Source organism: Qipengyuania seohaensis (genome assembly GCF_002795865.1).
GTDB classification, from domain to species: Bacteria; Pseudomonadota; Alphaproteobacteria; order Sphingomonadales; family Sphingomonadaceae; genus Qipengyuania; species Qipengyuania seohaensis.
The window spans coordinates 1,966,656-1,982,784 of sequence record NZ_CP024920.1; the positions used below are offsets into that span (position 1 = coordinate 1,966,656).

At 62.6% G+C, this 16,129-nt stretch carries 11 protein-coding genes and 2 riboswitches; of the genes, 10 read left to right on the forward strand and 1 reads right to left on the reverse strand.

What is annotated here, in order from left to right:
* The first annotated feature begins 13 nt into the window (after window positions 1–13).
* Together CVE41_RS09680 and CVE41_RS09685 are read left to right on the forward strand one after the other, a co-directional pair.
* Window positions 14–1,870 carry a beta-galactosidase gene (locus CVE41_RS09680; RefSeq protein ID WP_100260458.1) on the forward strand — a complete coding sequence of 619 codons (1,857 nt, stop codon included), beginning with the start codon at window positions 14–16 and terminating at the stop codon, window positions 1,868–1,870.
* Between the two features lie 75 nt (window positions 1,871–1,945).
* Entirely contained in the window at window positions 1,946–3,370 is a 1,425-nt protein-coding gene (locus CVE41_RS09685; RefSeq protein ID WP_100260459.1) for an aldehyde dehydrogenase family protein, read from the forward strand.
* 46 nt (window positions 3,371–3,416) lie between these two features.
* On the opposite strand, the gene CVE41_RS09690 is transcribed toward CVE41_RS09685, so the two are convergent.
* Window positions 3,417–5,447 (reverse strand): glycoside hydrolase family 3 C-terminal domain-containing protein, encoded by a 2,031-nt coding sequence (locus CVE41_RS09690; protein ID WP_100260460.1) that lies wholly within the window; start codon window positions 5,445–5,447, stop codon window positions 3,417–3,419.
* A gap of 256 nt (window positions 5,448–5,703) precedes the next feature.
* On the opposite strand from CVE41_RS09690, the gene CVE41_RS09695 reads away from it, so the two are divergent.
* From CVE41_RS09695 to gcvPB, 8 genes are all read left to right on the forward strand, one after another.
* A complete protein-coding gene (locus tag CVE41_RS09695; RefSeq protein ID WP_100260461.1) occupies window positions 5,704–6,663 on the forward strand; it encodes an ArsR/SmtB family transcription factor in 960 nt (319 codons plus the stop codon).
* 17 nt (window positions 6,664–6,680) lie between these two features.
* Window positions 6,681–7,580 (forward strand): methylenetetrahydrofolate reductase [NAD(P)H], encoded by a 900-nt coding sequence (gene metF, locus CVE41_RS09700; protein WP_100261475.1) that lies wholly within the window; start codon window positions 6,681–6,683, stop codon window positions 7,578–7,580.
* A 2-nt stretch (window positions 7,581–7,582) separates the two neighbouring features.
* Entirely contained in the window at window positions 7,583–8,623 is a 1,041-nt protein-coding gene (locus CVE41_RS09705; protein WP_100260462.1) for a homocysteine S-methyltransferase family protein, read from the forward strand.
* Entirely contained in the window at window positions 8,623–11,235 is a 2,613-nt protein-coding gene (gene metH / locus CVE41_RS09710; RefSeq protein ID WP_100260463.1) for a methionine synthase, read from the forward strand. The genes CVE41_RS09705 and metH overlap by 1 nt, the downstream gene beginning before the upstream one ends.
* Before the next feature lie 56 nt (window positions 11,236–11,291).
* Window positions 11,292–11,388: riboswitch (glycine riboswitch) on the forward strand.
* Window positions 11,389–11,492, forward strand: a riboswitch (glycine riboswitch).
* 54 nt (window positions 11,493–11,546) lie between these two features.
* Window positions 11,547–12,734 carry a glycine cleavage system aminomethyltransferase GcvT gene (gcvT, locus tag CVE41_RS09715; RefSeq protein WP_100261476.1) on the forward strand — a complete coding sequence of 396 codons (1,188 nt, stop codon included), beginning with the start codon at window positions 11,547–11,549 and terminating at the stop codon, window positions 12,732–12,734.
* A gap of 5 nt (window positions 12,735–12,739) precedes the next feature.
* A complete protein-coding gene (gene gcvH, locus CVE41_RS09720) occupies window positions 12,740–13,111 on the forward strand; it encodes a glycine cleavage system protein GcvH (RefSeq protein ID WP_100260464.1) in 372 nt (123 codons plus the stop codon).
* Between the two features lie 34 nt (window positions 13,112–13,145).
* Window positions 13,146–14,513: an aminomethyl-transferring glycine dehydrogenase subunit GcvPA gene (gene gcvPA / locus CVE41_RS09725; protein WP_100260465.1), complete on the forward strand. Its 1,368-nt coding sequence runs from the start codon at window positions 13,146–13,148 to the stop codon at window positions 14,511–14,513.
* Window positions 14,510–16,117, forward strand: coding sequence for an aminomethyl-transferring glycine dehydrogenase subunit GcvPB (gcvPB, locus tag CVE41_RS09730; protein ID WP_100260466.1), 1,608 nt, complete (start codon window positions 14,510–14,512; stop codon window positions 16,115–16,117). The genes gcvPA and gcvPB overlap by 4 nt, the downstream gene beginning before the upstream one ends.
* Window positions 16,118–16,129: the final 12 nt, after the last annotated feature.

The window sequence follows — 16,129 nt, forward strand, 5'->3', positions numbered from 1 at the left end:
TGGAGAGACACTGATGCACCTGGGCGTTTGCTATTATCCCGAACATTGGCCCGAGACGAGGTGGCCCCAGGATGCGCGACAGATGCGCGAAGCCGGGCTCACACGTGTCCGGATCGGGGAATTCGCGTGGAGCCGCATCGAACCCGAGCCCGGACAGTTCGAATGGCGCTGGTTAGATCGCGCTGTCGAGACGCTTCACGCGGCCGGGCTTGGCATCATTATCGGTACGCCCACCGCGACACCCCCGAGGTGGCTGGTCGACAAATTGCCCGACATGGTCGCCCTAGACCGCGACGGAAAGCCGCGAGGCTTCGGTTCGCGGCGGCACTACTGTTTCAGCCATGAAGGCTACGGCGAAGAAGCGCGGCGCATCACGCGCGCCGTCGCACAGCGTTACGGGCAGCATCCTGGCGTGGTCGCCTGGCAGACCGACAACGAATATGGCTGCCATGACACGGCGCAGAGCTTCTCTGCTGCGGCGCGCAATGCCTTCCGCGGGTGGCTTGCGGATCGTTATGGGACCGTCGCGAACCTCAACGAGGCATGGGGCAATGTGTTCTGGTCGATGGAGTACCGCTCCTTCGAACAAGTCGACCTTCCAAACCTGACCGTCACGGAAGCCAATCCGGCACATTGGCTGGCTTTCCGTCGTTTCTCTTCCGATCAGGTCATCCGGTTTAATCGTGCGCAGGTCGACATCCTGCGCGAGCTTTCGCCAGGTCGCGACATCATGCACAACGCGATGGGTTTCTATACCGGATACGACCACCACGACCTTGCGCAGGACCTCGATGTTCTGGGCTGGGACAGCTATCCTCTCGGTTTCCTCGAGATGTTCCGCTTCACCGAAGAGGAGAAGCGCGATTTCGCGCGGCAGGGGCATCCCGACATCGCGGCATTTCACCACGATCTTTATCGTGGGTGCGCAAGAGATGGGCGCTGGAACGTGCTCGAACAGCAACCCGGTCCGGTCAATTGGGCGCGCCACAATCCTGCGCCTCTGCCCGGTATGGTCCGGCTCTGGACAATAGAAGCCTTCGCGCATGGGGCCGAGATGGTCAGCTATTTTCGCTGGCGGCAGTTTCCCAAGGCGCAGGAACAGATGCACGCAGGTCTCCTGAGACCCGATGGAGACCCTGCGCCAGCATTTGCTGAAGCATCGCTGTCAGCACAGGAGATCGCGGCGATAGGCGCCTGCACCGATGCGCCGAAACACGCTGCGCTGATCTTCTCCTATGACAGCGAATGGATCACCCAGATCCAGCCGCAGGGGGAAGGTCGGTCGGCCCTATGGGCCGCTTTCTCCGCCTATTCGTCATTGCGAAGCCTGGGGCTGAACGTGGATATCCTGCCGCCCGGAACAGACCTCGAGGGCTACAATCTGGTTGTGATCCCCTGCCTACCGGTGATGGCAGACGGACTTGCGGACGCCCTCGGCAGGTTTGAGGGCCAGATCGTCATCGGACCGAGAACGGCCACACGCGATGCCGAGTTCGCGATACCCAGCGGCCTCGTCGATGCAGGCTTCGCAAATCTGGTGGGCGGGAAAATCGTCCGCAGCGAAAGTTTGTCGGACAGGCTGCAGATCACCGGAGACGGATGGACAGCGAAGGGGTGGCTCGATCACTACGAAGGCGCGGCTGAACCCGAGTTCGTTTCGTCGTCGGGAGAAGTTTGCAGTTATCGCCACCGCAACGTCAGGCTTTCATGCGTATGGCCCGAAGGAAGCATGTTCGACCAGGTGATTGAAAGGGCGGCGCGCGATGCCGGCCTGCCACACGAACGACTGCCCAGGGGGATACGGCGCCGCACGTGCGGAACCACCCTTTTCACCTTCGACTATCCGACCGCGCAGGTATCCTTCGGTTGAGTCGGATTGTCGGGCGGGCCTGCGACCTATAGGGTCTCGATAAGCAACCGATTCTTGCGCTTGAGGAGAGAGACGATGACCAAAGCCTATGCCAACCTGATCGACGGAGAAATGGTCACCACCGCCGACACCATCGAAGTCGTCAATCCCGCCAACGAGCAGGTCATCGGCGTCGTCCCGTCGTGCACCAAGGACGAACTCGACCGGGCCGTCGATGCCGCCCGGCGCGCCTTCAAGACCTGGAAAAAGACCAGCTCTGAAGAGCGCCAGAAAGTGGTCCAGGCCATTGCTGCCGCGATCAAGGACAATGCTGAAGAACTCTACCGCCTGCTAACCAGCGAGCAGGGCAAGCCCCATGCACAGGCTCAGCAGGAAATTTACGGCGCTGCGGGTCTCGCGGCAGCGCAATCGACCCTTACGCTCGACGATGTGATCAACCAGGATGACGACACCCGCCTTTCGCGGACCCGCCGCGTCCCGGTTGGCGTGGTCGGCGGCATTGTGCCGTGGAACTTTCCCATCATGATGGCGATCCAGAAGATCGTGCCTGCGCTGGTGGCGGGCTGCACCATCGTTCTCAAGCCGTCGCCCTTCACCCCGCTGACGACCCTGCGCATCGCAGAGCTGATCAAGGATGTCGTCCCTGCCGGTACGGTCAACATCATCACTGGGCCCGATGAACTCGGACCGATGATCACCGAACATCCGGGCATCGACAAGATCACCTTCACCGGCTCGACTGCTACCGGCAAGAAGATCATGGAAGGCGCATCGCGCGACCTGAAGCGGATCACCCTGGAACTTGGCGGCAACGACGCCTCCATCGTCCTGCCGGACGCCGATGTCGAAAAGGTCGCCGAGCAGCTGTTCTGGTCGAGCTTCTCCAACGCCGGCCAGGTCTGCATCGCGGCCAAGCGAATCTACATCCACGAAGACATCTACGACGATCTCAGCAAGGCGATTGCCGAATATGCGAAGGGCGTCGTCGTCGGCGACGGTTCTCAGCAGGGCACCGGGGTCGGGCCGATCCAGAACAAGAAGCAATTCGAACGCGTCTGCGAGCTGATCCAGGACGCCAAGGATAATGGCTACCATTTCCTGACGGGCGGCGACACCGATCCTTCGGGCACGGGATACTACGTGCCGATCACGATCCTCGACAATCCGCCGGAAGATGCCCGCATCGTGGCAGAGGAACAGTTCGGACCGGTCATGCCCCTGATGAAGTTCGCGACCGTGGAGGAAGCGATCGAGAGGGCCAACAACTCCGAATACGGTCTCGCCGGCGCGGTCTGGACCAAGGATACGGAGAAGGGTGTCGAGATTGCCGAGCAGCTCGAAACCGGTACGGTCTGGGTCAACGAATTCATGCAGCTGTCGCCCTTCACGCCGTTTGGCGGACACAAGCAATCGGGCATCGGCGCGGAATACGGTCTCGATGGCCTTAAGGAATTCACCAATCCGCAGGTCATCACGGTAAAGCGCGACGCTGCCGTCTAAAGTCAGCTTTGCAGGGGAGGCACGGCGTTACGCGCGGTGCCTCGCCTCAAGCCCTGCGCTGTCCAATAGGCACGGCGTGACCGCCGCCGGCGTAGGCGCTGTTCATGGCCCGGGCGATTGCGTCGGGAACCTCGATTTCACCGCCGAGCACGCGCTTGGACGATAGTCCGATCCGTACGTCGTAAAGTCCGCCTTCGGTGAAATACCGCCCGTCTTCGCGATGCTGTCCGATCTGTTCGCGACCGATCTCGAAAGTCACCGCCCTGCGTTCTCCGGGAGCAAGCGAGATCCGTTGAAAGCCGCGCAGGTTCAGGCGGCTAGGCAAGTGGTTTCCGCGATACCGCCGCAAGTACAGCTGGACCGTCTCCACGCCGGCGACATCTGCCAGATTGCGGATGCTGACGCTCGCAATCAGGCGATCGGATGCAAGATCGAGAGTGAAGTCGGTCAATGCGAAATCCGCATAATGCAGGCCGTGGCCGAATGGCAGGCCGCGGTTTCCTGCGGAGGCCCTGATAGCCACGGGAAGCTTCCCGCTCGGAGTCGCTTCTCCGGTCAGGATTTCCGCGATCGCATGGCCGCTCATCGTGCCAAGCTGTCCGGCGTGAAGGACGCATGCCAGGGGTTCGTTGCCAATCACCGGATCGATCGGAGCGGCGCCGAGTGTCACGAGCACGATACGCTCGGTAACCGTGCGCAGCGATGCGATGAGCTGCCTTTCCGCTTCGGCCAGGTCGTTCCCTTCGCGGCCGCCCAAGGTGACGATGACCGTCCGGGCGCGTTTGGCCGCTTCGCAGGCCATGCCGATGGCCATGCTATCCGCTTCGATCATCCGACCGATGCCGGTCGCGTCGTGGCGCAGCGCGAGGCCGGGCGCGAACTTGTGCGGTATACCGAGTTGTTCGAGGCCATCGATAAGGCTGGCGGCATGCCCGGCGCGGCCTGCCAGCGGCGCGCTGCGATCGGTGGCCGCAGCACCGATGACAAGAATGTCGCCGGAATCGAAGCCGAGCGGAAGCATGGCCGGTTCGTTTCGCAGCAACACGATCGAATGCTTGGCCAGGGTGAGGGCGGTTTCCCGGTTCTGGATCGGTGTCGGGAGGCTACCCCGGCTCCGGACTGCTTCCTTGCCGAGTGGGAGGGTGAACAGGCCCAGCGCATATTTGGCGCGCAGCACGCGCGACACGGCATCATCCAGCCTGGCGAGCGGAAGTTTGCCTTTTTCGATTGCCGCAACCAGCGCATCCACAGGCATGGAGTCGCCACTCTCGATAGGTTCGCTGTCGCGTGCAGCCGCGGCCAGGGCTTTCCATTCGGACAGGATAATCCCCTCGAATGCTCCTGCTCCCTGGAGAAACGAGAAGGCCTTGCGTGCTGCGCGGCGTTGCTGGACGTTGCCACCGCCCACGGAAATCGAGCCGAGATAGCCCTGTTCCGCGACACTTGCCGCGATGCGCATGGCTTCCGCGATGTCCCTTTCGTGAGAACCGCCAGCAGCAGCCCGGCCGACGATCGAGGCGAGATCGAGGCAGGCCAGGATCCCTTCGTGCGAGGGGGCGCCGAGGCCCTGCAGCCCTCGAACCCGCGCAGCAGCTATGGCCGCGACAAGATCGACCTGATCGTCTGTTGCCTCGTCGGCCTGCATGGTGGAAGGCAAGTATCCCGCGTCCGGCGCCAAGGCCCAATTGCAGCCCAGCGCATGGGCTTCCTGCGCGATCACCGCTTCGGCGTCGGAGATCGCATCCATGTCCCAGCTTGCGGCCGCCGCCAGCGGGGAGGGGAAAATCGTTTCGATGCCCGTACCCGTTTCCATGGGGAAAAGCAGCGGGATGCCAAGCCGCGATTCCTCGATCGCGATTTGCTGGAAAGCTTCGGCCTGTATCTTGGAACTCGTTCCCTCGACTGCCGTCACCCGGCCACTGCGCAATGCGTGTGTGAAGCGTTCGACTTCTGCGCGATCCTGCGGGTCAGGTGCCGAAACTATGGCCAGTTGCCCGGCCTTTTCCTCCGTCGTCATGTAGGCGAGGAGATCCGAGACCACGCGTTCGCCATCGGGATCCGGCATTGAATGGATCATGAGGCTGCGCCTTCAGTCCAGCCCGCGAGGGGCTGTCGCACCGGCCGCAGCCAGGGCTGAAAACGCTTGGGCATCGATCCTCCCGAAGGTGCGGCTGCCGAAGAGACGGCGGCGCAGGAAATTCAGGAGGGATTGTGGCGATCAGTGGTAAATTAACGGTTAGCGGAACACGCGTTTCGTCGGCTCCAATCATTCGGTTCGTCAAAAACGGCGTGGGTGATTTACACATATAAAAATATCTTTATATGTTACCGCAATGCGGACCGAAGCAATCTTCCGTGCACTCTCCGACCCAACCAGGATGCGTATCCTGCGTTTGCTGGGTTCGATGGAACTTGCCGTAGGCGAAGTGGCGCAGGTGCTTGGCCAGAGCCAGCCGCGCGTATCGCGGCACATCGGGATCCTGTGCGATGCCAGCCTTGCGGAGCGCAGGCGCGAGGGAAGCTGGATATTTCTCAGGGCTCGCGGAGATGCCCCGATGGCCGCCGGTATTCTGGAATTGCTTCGCGAGGCGGAGCGGACCGACGAGGGGTTCGCGGCTCTGTGCGGGGCCGATCGCCGCAAGCTGTCGGAAATTCGTTCCGCGAGAGAGCAGCAGGCAGAACAATATTTCGCCGATCATGCCCACGATTGGGACGAATTGCGCCGCCTGCATTCGTCGGACGACGAGGTGGAAAGCGCCCTCCGCTCGGCGCTTGGCGATGGCCCGCTCGGGCGGTTGCTCGATATCGGTACCGGCACGGGCCGCATGGCGGAACTCTTTGCCAAGAAAGCCGACAATATCGTCGCACTGGACAAGAGCCTGGCCATGCTTCGTGTGGCGAGAGCCAAACTCCAGCATCTGCCTGCCGACAGGGTGGAGCTGATGCAGGGTGATTTCGCGTCGCTTCCATTCCCGGAGGACAGTTTCGATACCGTGATGTTCCATCAGGTTCTGCATTTTGCCAACGATCCAAGCCTTGTGCTGGCAGAAGCTGCGCGCGTCACCCGGGAAGGTGGCCGTATAGCGATCGTCGATTTTGCCGCCCATCACCGCGAGGAACTTCGCGAGCGCCATGCACATGCCCGCCTTGGTTTTACCGATGATCACATGGCAGGCCTCCTGGCAGAGGCGGGTTATCAGCCGGACCAGCCGGCATCGCTCGAGGATGGCGAACTGGCAGTAAAAATATGGGTCGCACGCCGCATCGCGGCCCAAGCAAGGAAAGTATTGTGAGCCCGACACTCGACCAGATGCGAGAAGCGCAGCGCGCCCTCGAGACGCCTTTGTTCTCCGGTCTTCCCGGTGACATCGAGGTCAGCTTCGAATTCTTTCCGCCCAAGAGCGACAAGATGGCGCAGACCCTTTGGGAAAGCGTCGAGACACTTGCGCCGCTCTCGCCGCGCTTCGTCTCGGTCACTTACGGTGCCGGTGGCTCCACACGCGAACGCACCCATGCGGCGGTTCGCAGGATCGTCAATGAAACCTCGATGCCGGCCGCGGCCCACCTGACCTGCGTCAATGCGACCCGCGAAGAGGTCGATGCGGTCGCACGCGAATACTGGGAAGAGGGCGTCCGCCATATCGTGGCGCTCAGGGGTGATCCCCCCGAGGGCGGAACAGACTACGCCCCGCATCCCGGGGGCTATGCCAATGCAGTCGAGCTGATTGCGGGCTTGAAACGCGTGGCCGATTTCGAGATTTCGGTCGCCGCATATCCCGAAGTTCATCCCGACTCGCCCGATCGCCAGGCCGATCTCGACAATCTGAAGCGCAAATTCGATGCGGGCGCTACGCGCGCAATCACCCAATTCTTTTTCGAGCCGGAGTGCTTCTTCGATTTTCGCGACAAAGCCGTTGCCGCAGGGATCGATGGCGAGATCGTGCCCGGTATCATGCCGGTGCTGAGCTTCGGTGCGGTCCAGCGCATGAGCGGTCTTTGCGGCACCGGCATTCCGGGCTGGATGGAAGGCCTGTTCGCAGGTCTCGACGAGAAACCCGATGCGCGCCAGCTCGTATCAGCCACCATCGCGGCCGAAATGTGCCGCCGCCTCTATGCCGGCGGCGTGCGCCAGTTTCATTTCTACACCCTCAACCGCGCCGAGCTGAGCTATGCGATTTGCCATATGCTCGGCCTGCGACCGAAGGCCTGACCATGTCAAAGAGAGACGACTTCATCGCCGCTGCCGCGCAGCGCATCCTTATCAAGGACGGGCCCTATGGCACCGAAATCCAGCGCGCCAATCTCGCTCCCGAGGACTATGCGGAGGGCGCAGACCTGACGCAGGACCAGAAGGGTAACAACGACCTGGTCAATCTCACCCAGCCGCAGGTGATCCGCAAGATTTGCGACAGCTACATTGATGCAGGTGCGCATATCCTTGCAACAAACACCTTCAACGCCAACCGGATCAGCCAGGCAGATTACGGTGCCGAAGAGCTGGTGCGCGACATCAACGTTTCCGCCGCGCGTATCATTCGCGAAGCTGTGGATGCTCGGGACGATGGCATCGCGCGATTCGTTGCAGGGGCGGTGGGGCCGACGAACAAGACCCTGTCGCTTTCGCCCGACGTCGAGGATCCGGGCTACCGCGAGGTGAGCTTTGAAGAGATCGTCGATGTCTACCGTGAACAATGTGCGGCGCTGATCGAAGGCGGGGCCGATTTCATCCTCGTCGAAACCGTATTCGATACGCTGAATTGCAAGGCGGCGATCATGGCGGTGAAGCAGTTGGAGCGTGAGCTCGGGCAGGACATCCCCCTGATGATCTCGCTGACGCTGACCGATCTTTCGGGTCGTAATCTGTCGGGACACACGGTGGAAGCCTTCTGGTACACGGTGCGCCATGCCAAGCCTTTGACCATCGGTCTCAATTGCAGCTTCGGTGCGGAACAATTGCGACCCCACGTCCAGATCCTGTCCGATATCGCGGACACCTATTTGATGGCCTACCCCAATGCAGGCCTGCCGAACGATCTCGGCGAATATGACGAAGTGCCGGATACGACCGCCGCGCTGACCCGCGTGTGGGCGGAAAATCGCCGCATAAATGCGCTGGGCGGATGCTGCGGGTCCACGCCGGATCATATCGCCGCGATGGCACGCGCTGTCGAAGGGCTGACACCGCGCACAGTCCCGTCGCGCGAGTCGGAAATGCGTCTCGCAGGTCTCGAACCCTTCACGATTGCCGCCTGATGAGTGACCTCACAACCGCCCGCTTCGTCAATATCGGCGAACGCACCAATGTGACGGGATCGGCCCGGTTCAAGAAGCTCATCATGGCGGACGATTACGACGCCGCAGTCGAGGTTGCGCGCCAGCAGGTCGAGAACGGCGCGCAGATAATCGACGTCAACATGGACGAAGGCTTGCTCGACGCCGAGAAGGCGATGACGACCTTCCTCAAGCTGATCGCCGCCGAGCCCGACATCGCTCGGGTCCCGGTGATGATCGACAGCTCGAAATTCGAAGTGATCGAGGCGGGGCTGAAATGCGTTTCGGGCAAGCCGATCGTCAATTCGATCAGCATGAAGGAAGGCGAGGGAGTTTTCCTCGAACACGCACGTATCTGCATGGATTACGGCGCGGCGGTGGTCGTAATGGCCTTCGACGAGACCGGTCAGGCCGATACGAAAGAGCGCAAGGTCGAGATTTGCGCGCGCGCATACAACCTGCTGACGGGAATGGGTTTTCCTTCCGAAGACATCATTTTTGATCCGAACATTTTCGCCGTGGCGACCGGGATCGAGGAGCATGACCGCTACGGGCTCGATTTCATTGAGGCTGTGCGCGAGATCAAACAACGATGCCCGAATGCCAAGACCAGCGGCGGGCTTTCCAATCTCTCCTTCAGCTTCCGCGGCAACGAGACCGTGCGCCGCGCGATGCACTCGGTATTTCTCTATCACGCGATCCCCGCCGGGCTCGACATGGCCATCGTTAACGCGGGCCAGCTTGACGTCTACGACCAGATCGACCCCGAATTGCGCGAAGCGTGCGAGGACGTCATCCTCATGCGCCGCAAAGACGCGACAGAGCGACTGATCGACCTAGCCGAGAGCTACAAGGGCAAGTCCGCAGCCGACGAAAAGGCCGCCGAGGAATGGCGCGGCTGGAATGTTGCACGCCGTCTCGAACACGCGCTCGTCAAGGGTATCGATGCCTATGTCGTGGGCGATACCGAGGAGGCGCGCCAGCAGTTCGACCGCCCGATCGAGGTGATCGAAGGCCCGCTGATGGACGGCATGAACGTGGTCGGCGACCTGTTCGGCAGCGGAAAGATGTTCCTGCCGCAAGTGGTCAAGTCGGCGCGGGTCATGAAGAAGGCGGTCGCACACCTCATTCCCTTCATCGAGGCGGAGAAGAAGGCATCCGGCCTCGCCGACCAGTCCAAGGGCAAGATCGTGATGGCCACCGTAAAGGGCGATGTACACGATATAGGCAAGAATATCGTGGGCGTGGTGCTGCAGTGTAACGGCTACGAGGTGATCGATCTCGGCGTCATGGTGCCGTGGTCTACGATCATCCAGACCGCCAAGGATCGAAATGCCGACATGATCGGACTGTCCGGTCTTATCACACCATCGCTGGACGAGATGGTCACTGTGGCGGAAGAAATGCAGCGCGACGGGCTCACCATGCCGCTGCTGATCGGCGGGGCCACCACGAGCAAGGTCCACACCGCCCTGCGGATCGATCCCGCCTATGACGGGCCGGTGATCCACGTACTCGACGCCAGCCGAGCGGTGGGCGTCGCCAGCCGCCTGCTATCCGACACCCAGCGGGACGAGTTCGTCGAGACCACAGCTGCCGAATACCAGAAGGTGCGCGACGCACGTGCCGGCAAGGGGCAGAGCGTCCTGCTGCCGATCGAGGAGGCACGGGCGAATTATTACGACGCCTTCCTTTCCGACAAAGCAGCGCCGCCGTTGAAGCCCGGTATCCACGCCTTCGAGGACTGGGATCTGGCGGATCTGCGCGAATATATCGACTGGACGCCGTTCTTCCGGGCCTGGGAATTGCACGGAAACTATCCGGCGATCCTGACGGACGAGGTGGTGGGCGAGACCGCACAGCAATTGTTCGACGATGCCAACGCCATGCTCGACCGCATCGTGGAGGAGAAGTGGCTGACCGCGAAGGGCGTGGCAGGGTTCTGGCCCTGCGCGCGGGACGGGGACGATGTCACGATCCACCGCGTCGATCGCGAAGAACACGTGGTCCTGCCTTTCCTGCGCCAGCAGGTGAAGAAATCGCGCGACCGCGCAAATATGTGCCTTGCCGACTTCATCGACCCGGCAGGTGACTGGATCGGCGGGTTCGCCGTCGGCATCCACGGGATCGAGCCGCATTCCAAGCGCTTCCTCGACGACAAGGACGACTACTCCGACATCCTCCTGAAAGCACTGGCCGACCGCTTTGCGGAAGCGTTTGCCGAGCGTCTTCACCAGTTCACGCGCACCGAACTGTGGGGCTACGCGCCGCATGAACAGCTGACCAATACGGCGCTGATCAAGGAGGAGTACCGCGGTATTCGCCCTGCACCGGGTTATCCCGCGTGCCCCGACCACAGCCTCAAACCCATCCTCTTCGACCTGCTCGATGCGGAAAAGTACACCGGCCTGACCCTGACGGAAAACTTCGCCATGTATCCCACGGCAGCGGTCAGCGGGTTCTATTTCGGACACCCGGAAAGCCAGTATTTCGGCGTCGCCCGCATCGGCCGCGACCAGCTGGAAGATTACGCCGCGCGCCGCGGTGTGGATATTGCCACCGCAGAGCGCTGGTTGAGGCCCAATCTGGATTGACCGCAGCGTCGTGATCGCGCAGGGCTGAACCGTCGGCTGCAGGAGCGATTCTGCGGCAGGCGCGCATGGGAGAGCCTGTGCGGGGGACACCCGCCCGGCGCCGAAGGAGCAACCGCCCCGGAAACTCTCAGGCCAAGGGACCGTGCGCTGCCATCGACACTCTGGAAAGCGTTTGTCGCAGCCGCGGCGGACCACCGAAGGGGTACGCGTGCTCATTTGCGCGCCAGTCTCTCAGGTTTCCCGACAGAGGGGGCATGGGTTGTTTCAGCGCCGTTCGCGGCGCTTCCATGCTTGCCACCAAGGGATGCGTCTTGAGCGATACTACCGACACACCGCAGGAAATCGAACAGCTGCCGCTGGATGCATGGCATCGCCGCAAGGGCGCGCGCATGGTCCCGTTCGCGGGCTATGAAATGCCGATCCAGTATTCGGCTGAATCGGGTGGCGGCATCGTCGCCGAACACGAATGGACGCGCAGCCAGGCGGGTCTGTTCGATGTGAGCCACATGGGCCAGCTGATGCTGACCGGCGAAAACGTCGCCGCGGAGCTGGAAAAGCTGCTGCCCGGTGCGATCACCACACTGAAGCCCGGCAAGGTGCGCTATTCGCTCCTTATCGACGAAGACGGCGGCATCCTGGATGACCTCATGGTCACCAACGCCACGCCGTGGATCGAGGCCGACGAAGAGGCGGGCACCGAAGGGCATTGGGGCGACCCGGCGTATTACATCGTCGTCAACGGCGCGATGAAATGGGACGATATCGCCCACCTTCGTGAACATTTGCCCGACGAAATTACCCTGACGCACCTGGACGAACAGGCCTTGGTTGCCCTGCAGGGTCCGAATGCTGCCACGGCCCTCAACCGCGTGATGCGTAACACTATCGACGACATGATTTTCATGGAAAGCGTCGTTCACGACTTCGGCGAATGGCCACTACGCATCACGCGCGCGGGCTATACCGGCGAAGACGGCTTCGAAATTTCGGTCCCTGCCGAATTCGCAGAGAGCCTGTGCGATCGCCTCTGCGCCGAAATCGAGGTTCGCCCTTGCGGCCTGGGCGCACGCGACAGCCTGCGCCTCGAAGCCGGCCTGCCGCTCTATGGCCACGACATCACGACCGAAACCGATCCCGTGTCGGCCGACCTCGGCTTCGCGCTGACCAAGCGCCGCCGCGAGGAAGGCGGCTGGATGGGCCATGAAAAAGTGATGGACGTCTTCAACGCCGGCCCCGCACGCAAGCGCGTCGGCCTGACCTTCGAAGGGCGCTTGCCCGCCCGCGAAGGCGCCAAGGTTTTCGACGGCGATACGGAGATCGGCCGCATTACCAGCGGCGGCTTCTCGCCATCGCTCGGTCACCCGATCGCGATGGGCTATCTTGAAAAAAGCCACATCGAACCGGGAACCGAGGTCGAGGTCGAGGTTCGTAACAAGAGACTGCCCGCGAAGGTCACGACCATGCCCTTCGTCCCCCACCGCTATCACAGAGGGAAGTGAGACTGATGGCTCGTTATTTCACCGAAGAACATGAATGGATCGACCTGGAAGGCGACACTGCCACGGTCGGGATTACCGATTACGCGCAGGGTCAGCTTGGCGATATCGTGTTCGTCGAACTGCCTGAAAGCGGCACCATGCTGGAAAAGGGCAAGGACGCTGCCGTGGTCGAAAGCGTCAAGGCCGCGAGCGACGTCTACGCACCGATCAGCGGCGAAGTGACGGAAGCCAATTCCGCGCTCGAAGACGATCCGGCGCTCGTCAACACCTCTCCCGAGGAAGACGGGTGGTTCTTCCGCATGACCGTTTCCGACAAGTCCCAGCTCGAAGGGCTGATGGACGACAAGGCCTACAAGAACTTCTGCGACGAGCTTTGATCTAAACGCCCGACCGGGCGCCAGGGGTTATTCAATGCGTTATCTGCCGCTTACCGAAGCCGATCGTTCGGCGATGCTTGAGACGATCGGTGCGCCCGATGTGGACGCGCTGTTTTCCGACGTGCCCGAGGAGGCGCGGCTGACCGGTCCGATCGAGGGCCTGCCCATGCATGCCAGCGAAATGGCGGTCGAGAAGCACATGCGGCGGCTCTCGAAAAAGAACCTCGCGGCGTCCGATGCGGCGTTCTTCTTGGGGGCAGGGGCATACAAGCACCACGTCCCGGCCAGCGTCGATCACATTATCCAGCGCGGCGAATTCCTAACCGCCTACACGCCCTACCAGCCGGAAATCGCGCAGGGCACGCTGCAGATGCTGTTCGAATTCCAGACGCAGGTGGCGCGGCTCTATGGCTGCCACGTGGCCAATGCCTCGATGTACGACGGCTCGACGGCCTGCTGGGAAGCGGTCGCCATGGCCAGCCGGATCGCCCGCGGCAAGAAGCGCAAGGTCGTGCTGTCGGGCGCATTGCACCCCCACTATGCCGAGGTCGTGAAGACCATGGCGAAGTTCACCGAAGACGAGATCGCGCACGCCAGCCCCGCCTTGCAGGCCCAGCCCGACAATGACGGGCTGATCGCGCGGATCGACGACGACACCAGCTGCGTGGTCGTCCAGTATCCCGACATCCTCGGCCGCGTGACCGACCTGCAGCCCATCGCCGATGCGGCGCATGAAAAGGGCGCGCTGCTGATCGTCGTCAACACGGAGCCCGTGGCTCTGGGTGCGATCAAGTCGCCCGGCGAAATGGGCGCGGATATTGTCGTCGGTGAAGGGCAGTCGCTTGGCGTCGGCCTCCAGTTCGGCGGCCCGTATCTCGGCCTCTTCGCCGTCACCAGCCCGAAGCACGTGCGCCAGATGCCGGGCCGTCTGTGCGGCGAGACCGTCGACGCAGAAAGCAAGCGCGGGTTCGTCCTGACGCTTTCCACCCGCGAGCAGCATATCCGCCGCGAGAAGGCGACGTCGAATATCTGCACCAACTCAGGTCTCTGTGCGCTGGCATTCAGCGTGCACATGACGCTGCTGGGCGAGAAGGGCCTCCGCCGCCTCGCGATGGAGAACCACCGCCTCGCCTGCCACGCGGTAGAGCGCCTCTCGAAGGTACCGGGCGTGAGCGTCCTCAACGACAGTTTCTTCAACGAATTCACGATCCGGCTCGGCACCGATGCGCGCGCAGTTGTGCGTACTCTGGCAGAGCGGGACATCCTCGCCGGCGTATCGCTCGGCCGGCTGTTCCCGAACAATGCCGAGCTTGCCGATGGCCTGCTGGTCGCCGTCACCGAAACCACCACCGACGAGGACATCGAGACCCTTGCCTCCGCTCTCGAGGAGGTGCTGTCATGAGCGCGCCCAACCAGTCCGGCTGGAAGCCCGGTACCCCGGTCGAAGATCACAACGCGATGAGCGGCCCCGACACCGTCACCGGCAATCGCGCGCTGATGCTCGAAGAACCGCTGCTGTTCGAGATCGGTCATGTCGAGACGACTGGCGTCGACCTGCCCGAACCTTCGGACACGGCAACGCGTCTCGGCGGCATGGACCGCGCTGAGGCGATCGGCCTGCCGGGCCTGTCCGAACCTGAAGCGGTGCGCCACTACACTCGTCTTTCGCGCCAGAACTACGGCATCGATCTCGGCTTTTTCCCGCTCGGCAGCTGCACGATGAAGCATAACCCGCGCCTCAACGAGAAGGTCGCGCGCATGCCCGGCTTTGCGGATGTCCATCCGCTGCAGCCGGTCCAGACCGTGCCCGGCGCGCTTGAAGTCATCAACGAGCTCGCAAACTGGCTTATCGACCTGACCGGCATGCACGGCGTCGCGATGAGCCCGAAGGCAGGCGCGCATGGAGAATTGTGCGGCATTCTTTGCATCCGCGCCGCGCTTGAAGCGCGCGGTGATGCACGCAAGGTCGTGCTTGTCCCCGAAAGCGCGCACGGCACCAACCCGGCAACCGCTGCCTTTGCCGGTTACGAGGTCGAAGATATTCCCGCGACCGCCGAAGGCCGCGTCGATCTCGAAGCGCTCAAGGCGCGCCTCGGCCCCGATGTGGCTGCGGTGATGATCACCAACCCCAATACCTGCGGCCTGTTCGAGCGTGACATGAAGGCGATCTCGGACGCGGTGCACGCAGCAGGCGGCTTCGTCTATTGCGATGGCGCGAACTTCAACGCCATCGTCGGCAAGGTGCGCCCCGGCGACCTCGGCGTCGATGCGATGCACATCAATTTGCACAAGACTTTCTCCACCCCGCATGGCGGCGGCGGCCCGGGTTCCGGCCCGGTCGTGCTGTCCGAAGCGCTCGCCCCGTTTGGCCCGCTTCCCTACGTGGTGCGCGACAAGGATGGCGAGGTGCACCTCGTCGAGGAAGAGAACGCAGACGAGTACGGACACACACAAGCCTTCGGCCGCATGACCGCGTTCCATGGGCAGATGGGCATGTTCACCCGCGCGCTGACCTATATGCTCAGCCACGGTGCGGACGGGCTGAAGCAGGTCGCCGAGGACGCGGTGCTCAACGCCAATTACGTGCTGCGCAGTCTCGACGATGTGCTCGATGCGCCCTTCGGACCGAGCGGTCCGTGCATGCACGAGGCGCTGTTCTCCGACGCCGGTTTCGCCGAGGATATCTCGACGCTCGATCTCGCCAAGGGGCTGATCGACGAAGGCTATCACCCGATGACCATGTACTTCCCGCTGGTGGTGCATGGCGCGATGTTGGTCGAGCCGACCGAGACCGAGAGCAAGGCTGCGCTCGACCAGTTCATCGCCGCGCTGCGCAGCGTGGCGGAACGGGCCAAGTCCGGCGATGCGACACTGAAGACCGCGCCGCATTACGCACCGCGCCGCCGCCTCGACGAAACGCTCGCCGCGCGCAAGCCGGTGCTGGCGTATGAGGAGCCGATGGCTCCGTCGGGCCAACCGACGATGAGCGAGCAGGGCGGTCGTTGATCGCCCGGGGGC

Excerpts from the sequence above, each read along its gene's own strand:
- CVE41_RS09680 (WP_100260458.1), top strand. The coding sequence starts at position 14 with ATGCACCTGGGCGTTTGCTATTATCCCGAACATTGGCCCGAGACGAGG.
- CVE41_RS09685 (WP_100260459.1), top strand. The coding sequence starts at position 1,946 with ATGACCAAAGCCTATGCCAACCTGATCGACGGAGAAATGGTCACCACC.
- CVE41_RS09690 (WP_100260460.1), bottom strand. The coding sequence starts at position 5,447 with ATGATCCATTCAATGCCGGATCCCGATGGCGAACGCGTGGTCTCGGAT.
- CVE41_RS09695 (WP_100260461.1), top strand. The coding sequence starts at position 5,704 with ATGCGGACCGAAGCAATCTTCCGTGCACTCTCCGACCCAACCAGGATG.
- metF (WP_100261475.1), top strand. The coding sequence starts at position 6,681 with ATGCGAGAAGCGCAGCGCGCCCTCGAGACGCCTTTGTTCTCCGGTCTT.
- CVE41_RS09705 (WP_100260462.1), top strand. The coding sequence starts at position 7,583 with ATGTCAAAGAGAGACGACTTCATCGCCGCTGCCGCGCAGCGCATCCTT.
- metH (WP_100260463.1), top strand. The coding sequence starts at position 8,623 with ATGAGTGACCTCACAACCGCCCGCTTCGTCAATATCGGCGAACGCACC.
- gcvH (WP_100260464.1), top strand. The coding sequence starts at position 12,740 with ATGGCTCGTTATTTCACCGAAGAACATGAATGGATCGACCTGGAAGGC.
- gcvPA (WP_100260465.1), top strand. The coding sequence starts at position 13,146 with ATGCGTTATCTGCCGCTTACCGAAGCCGATCGTTCGGCGATGCTTGAG.
- gcvPB (WP_100260466.1), top strand. The coding sequence starts at position 14,510 with ATGAGCGCGCCCAACCAGTCCGGCTGGAAGCCCGGTACCCCGGTCGAA.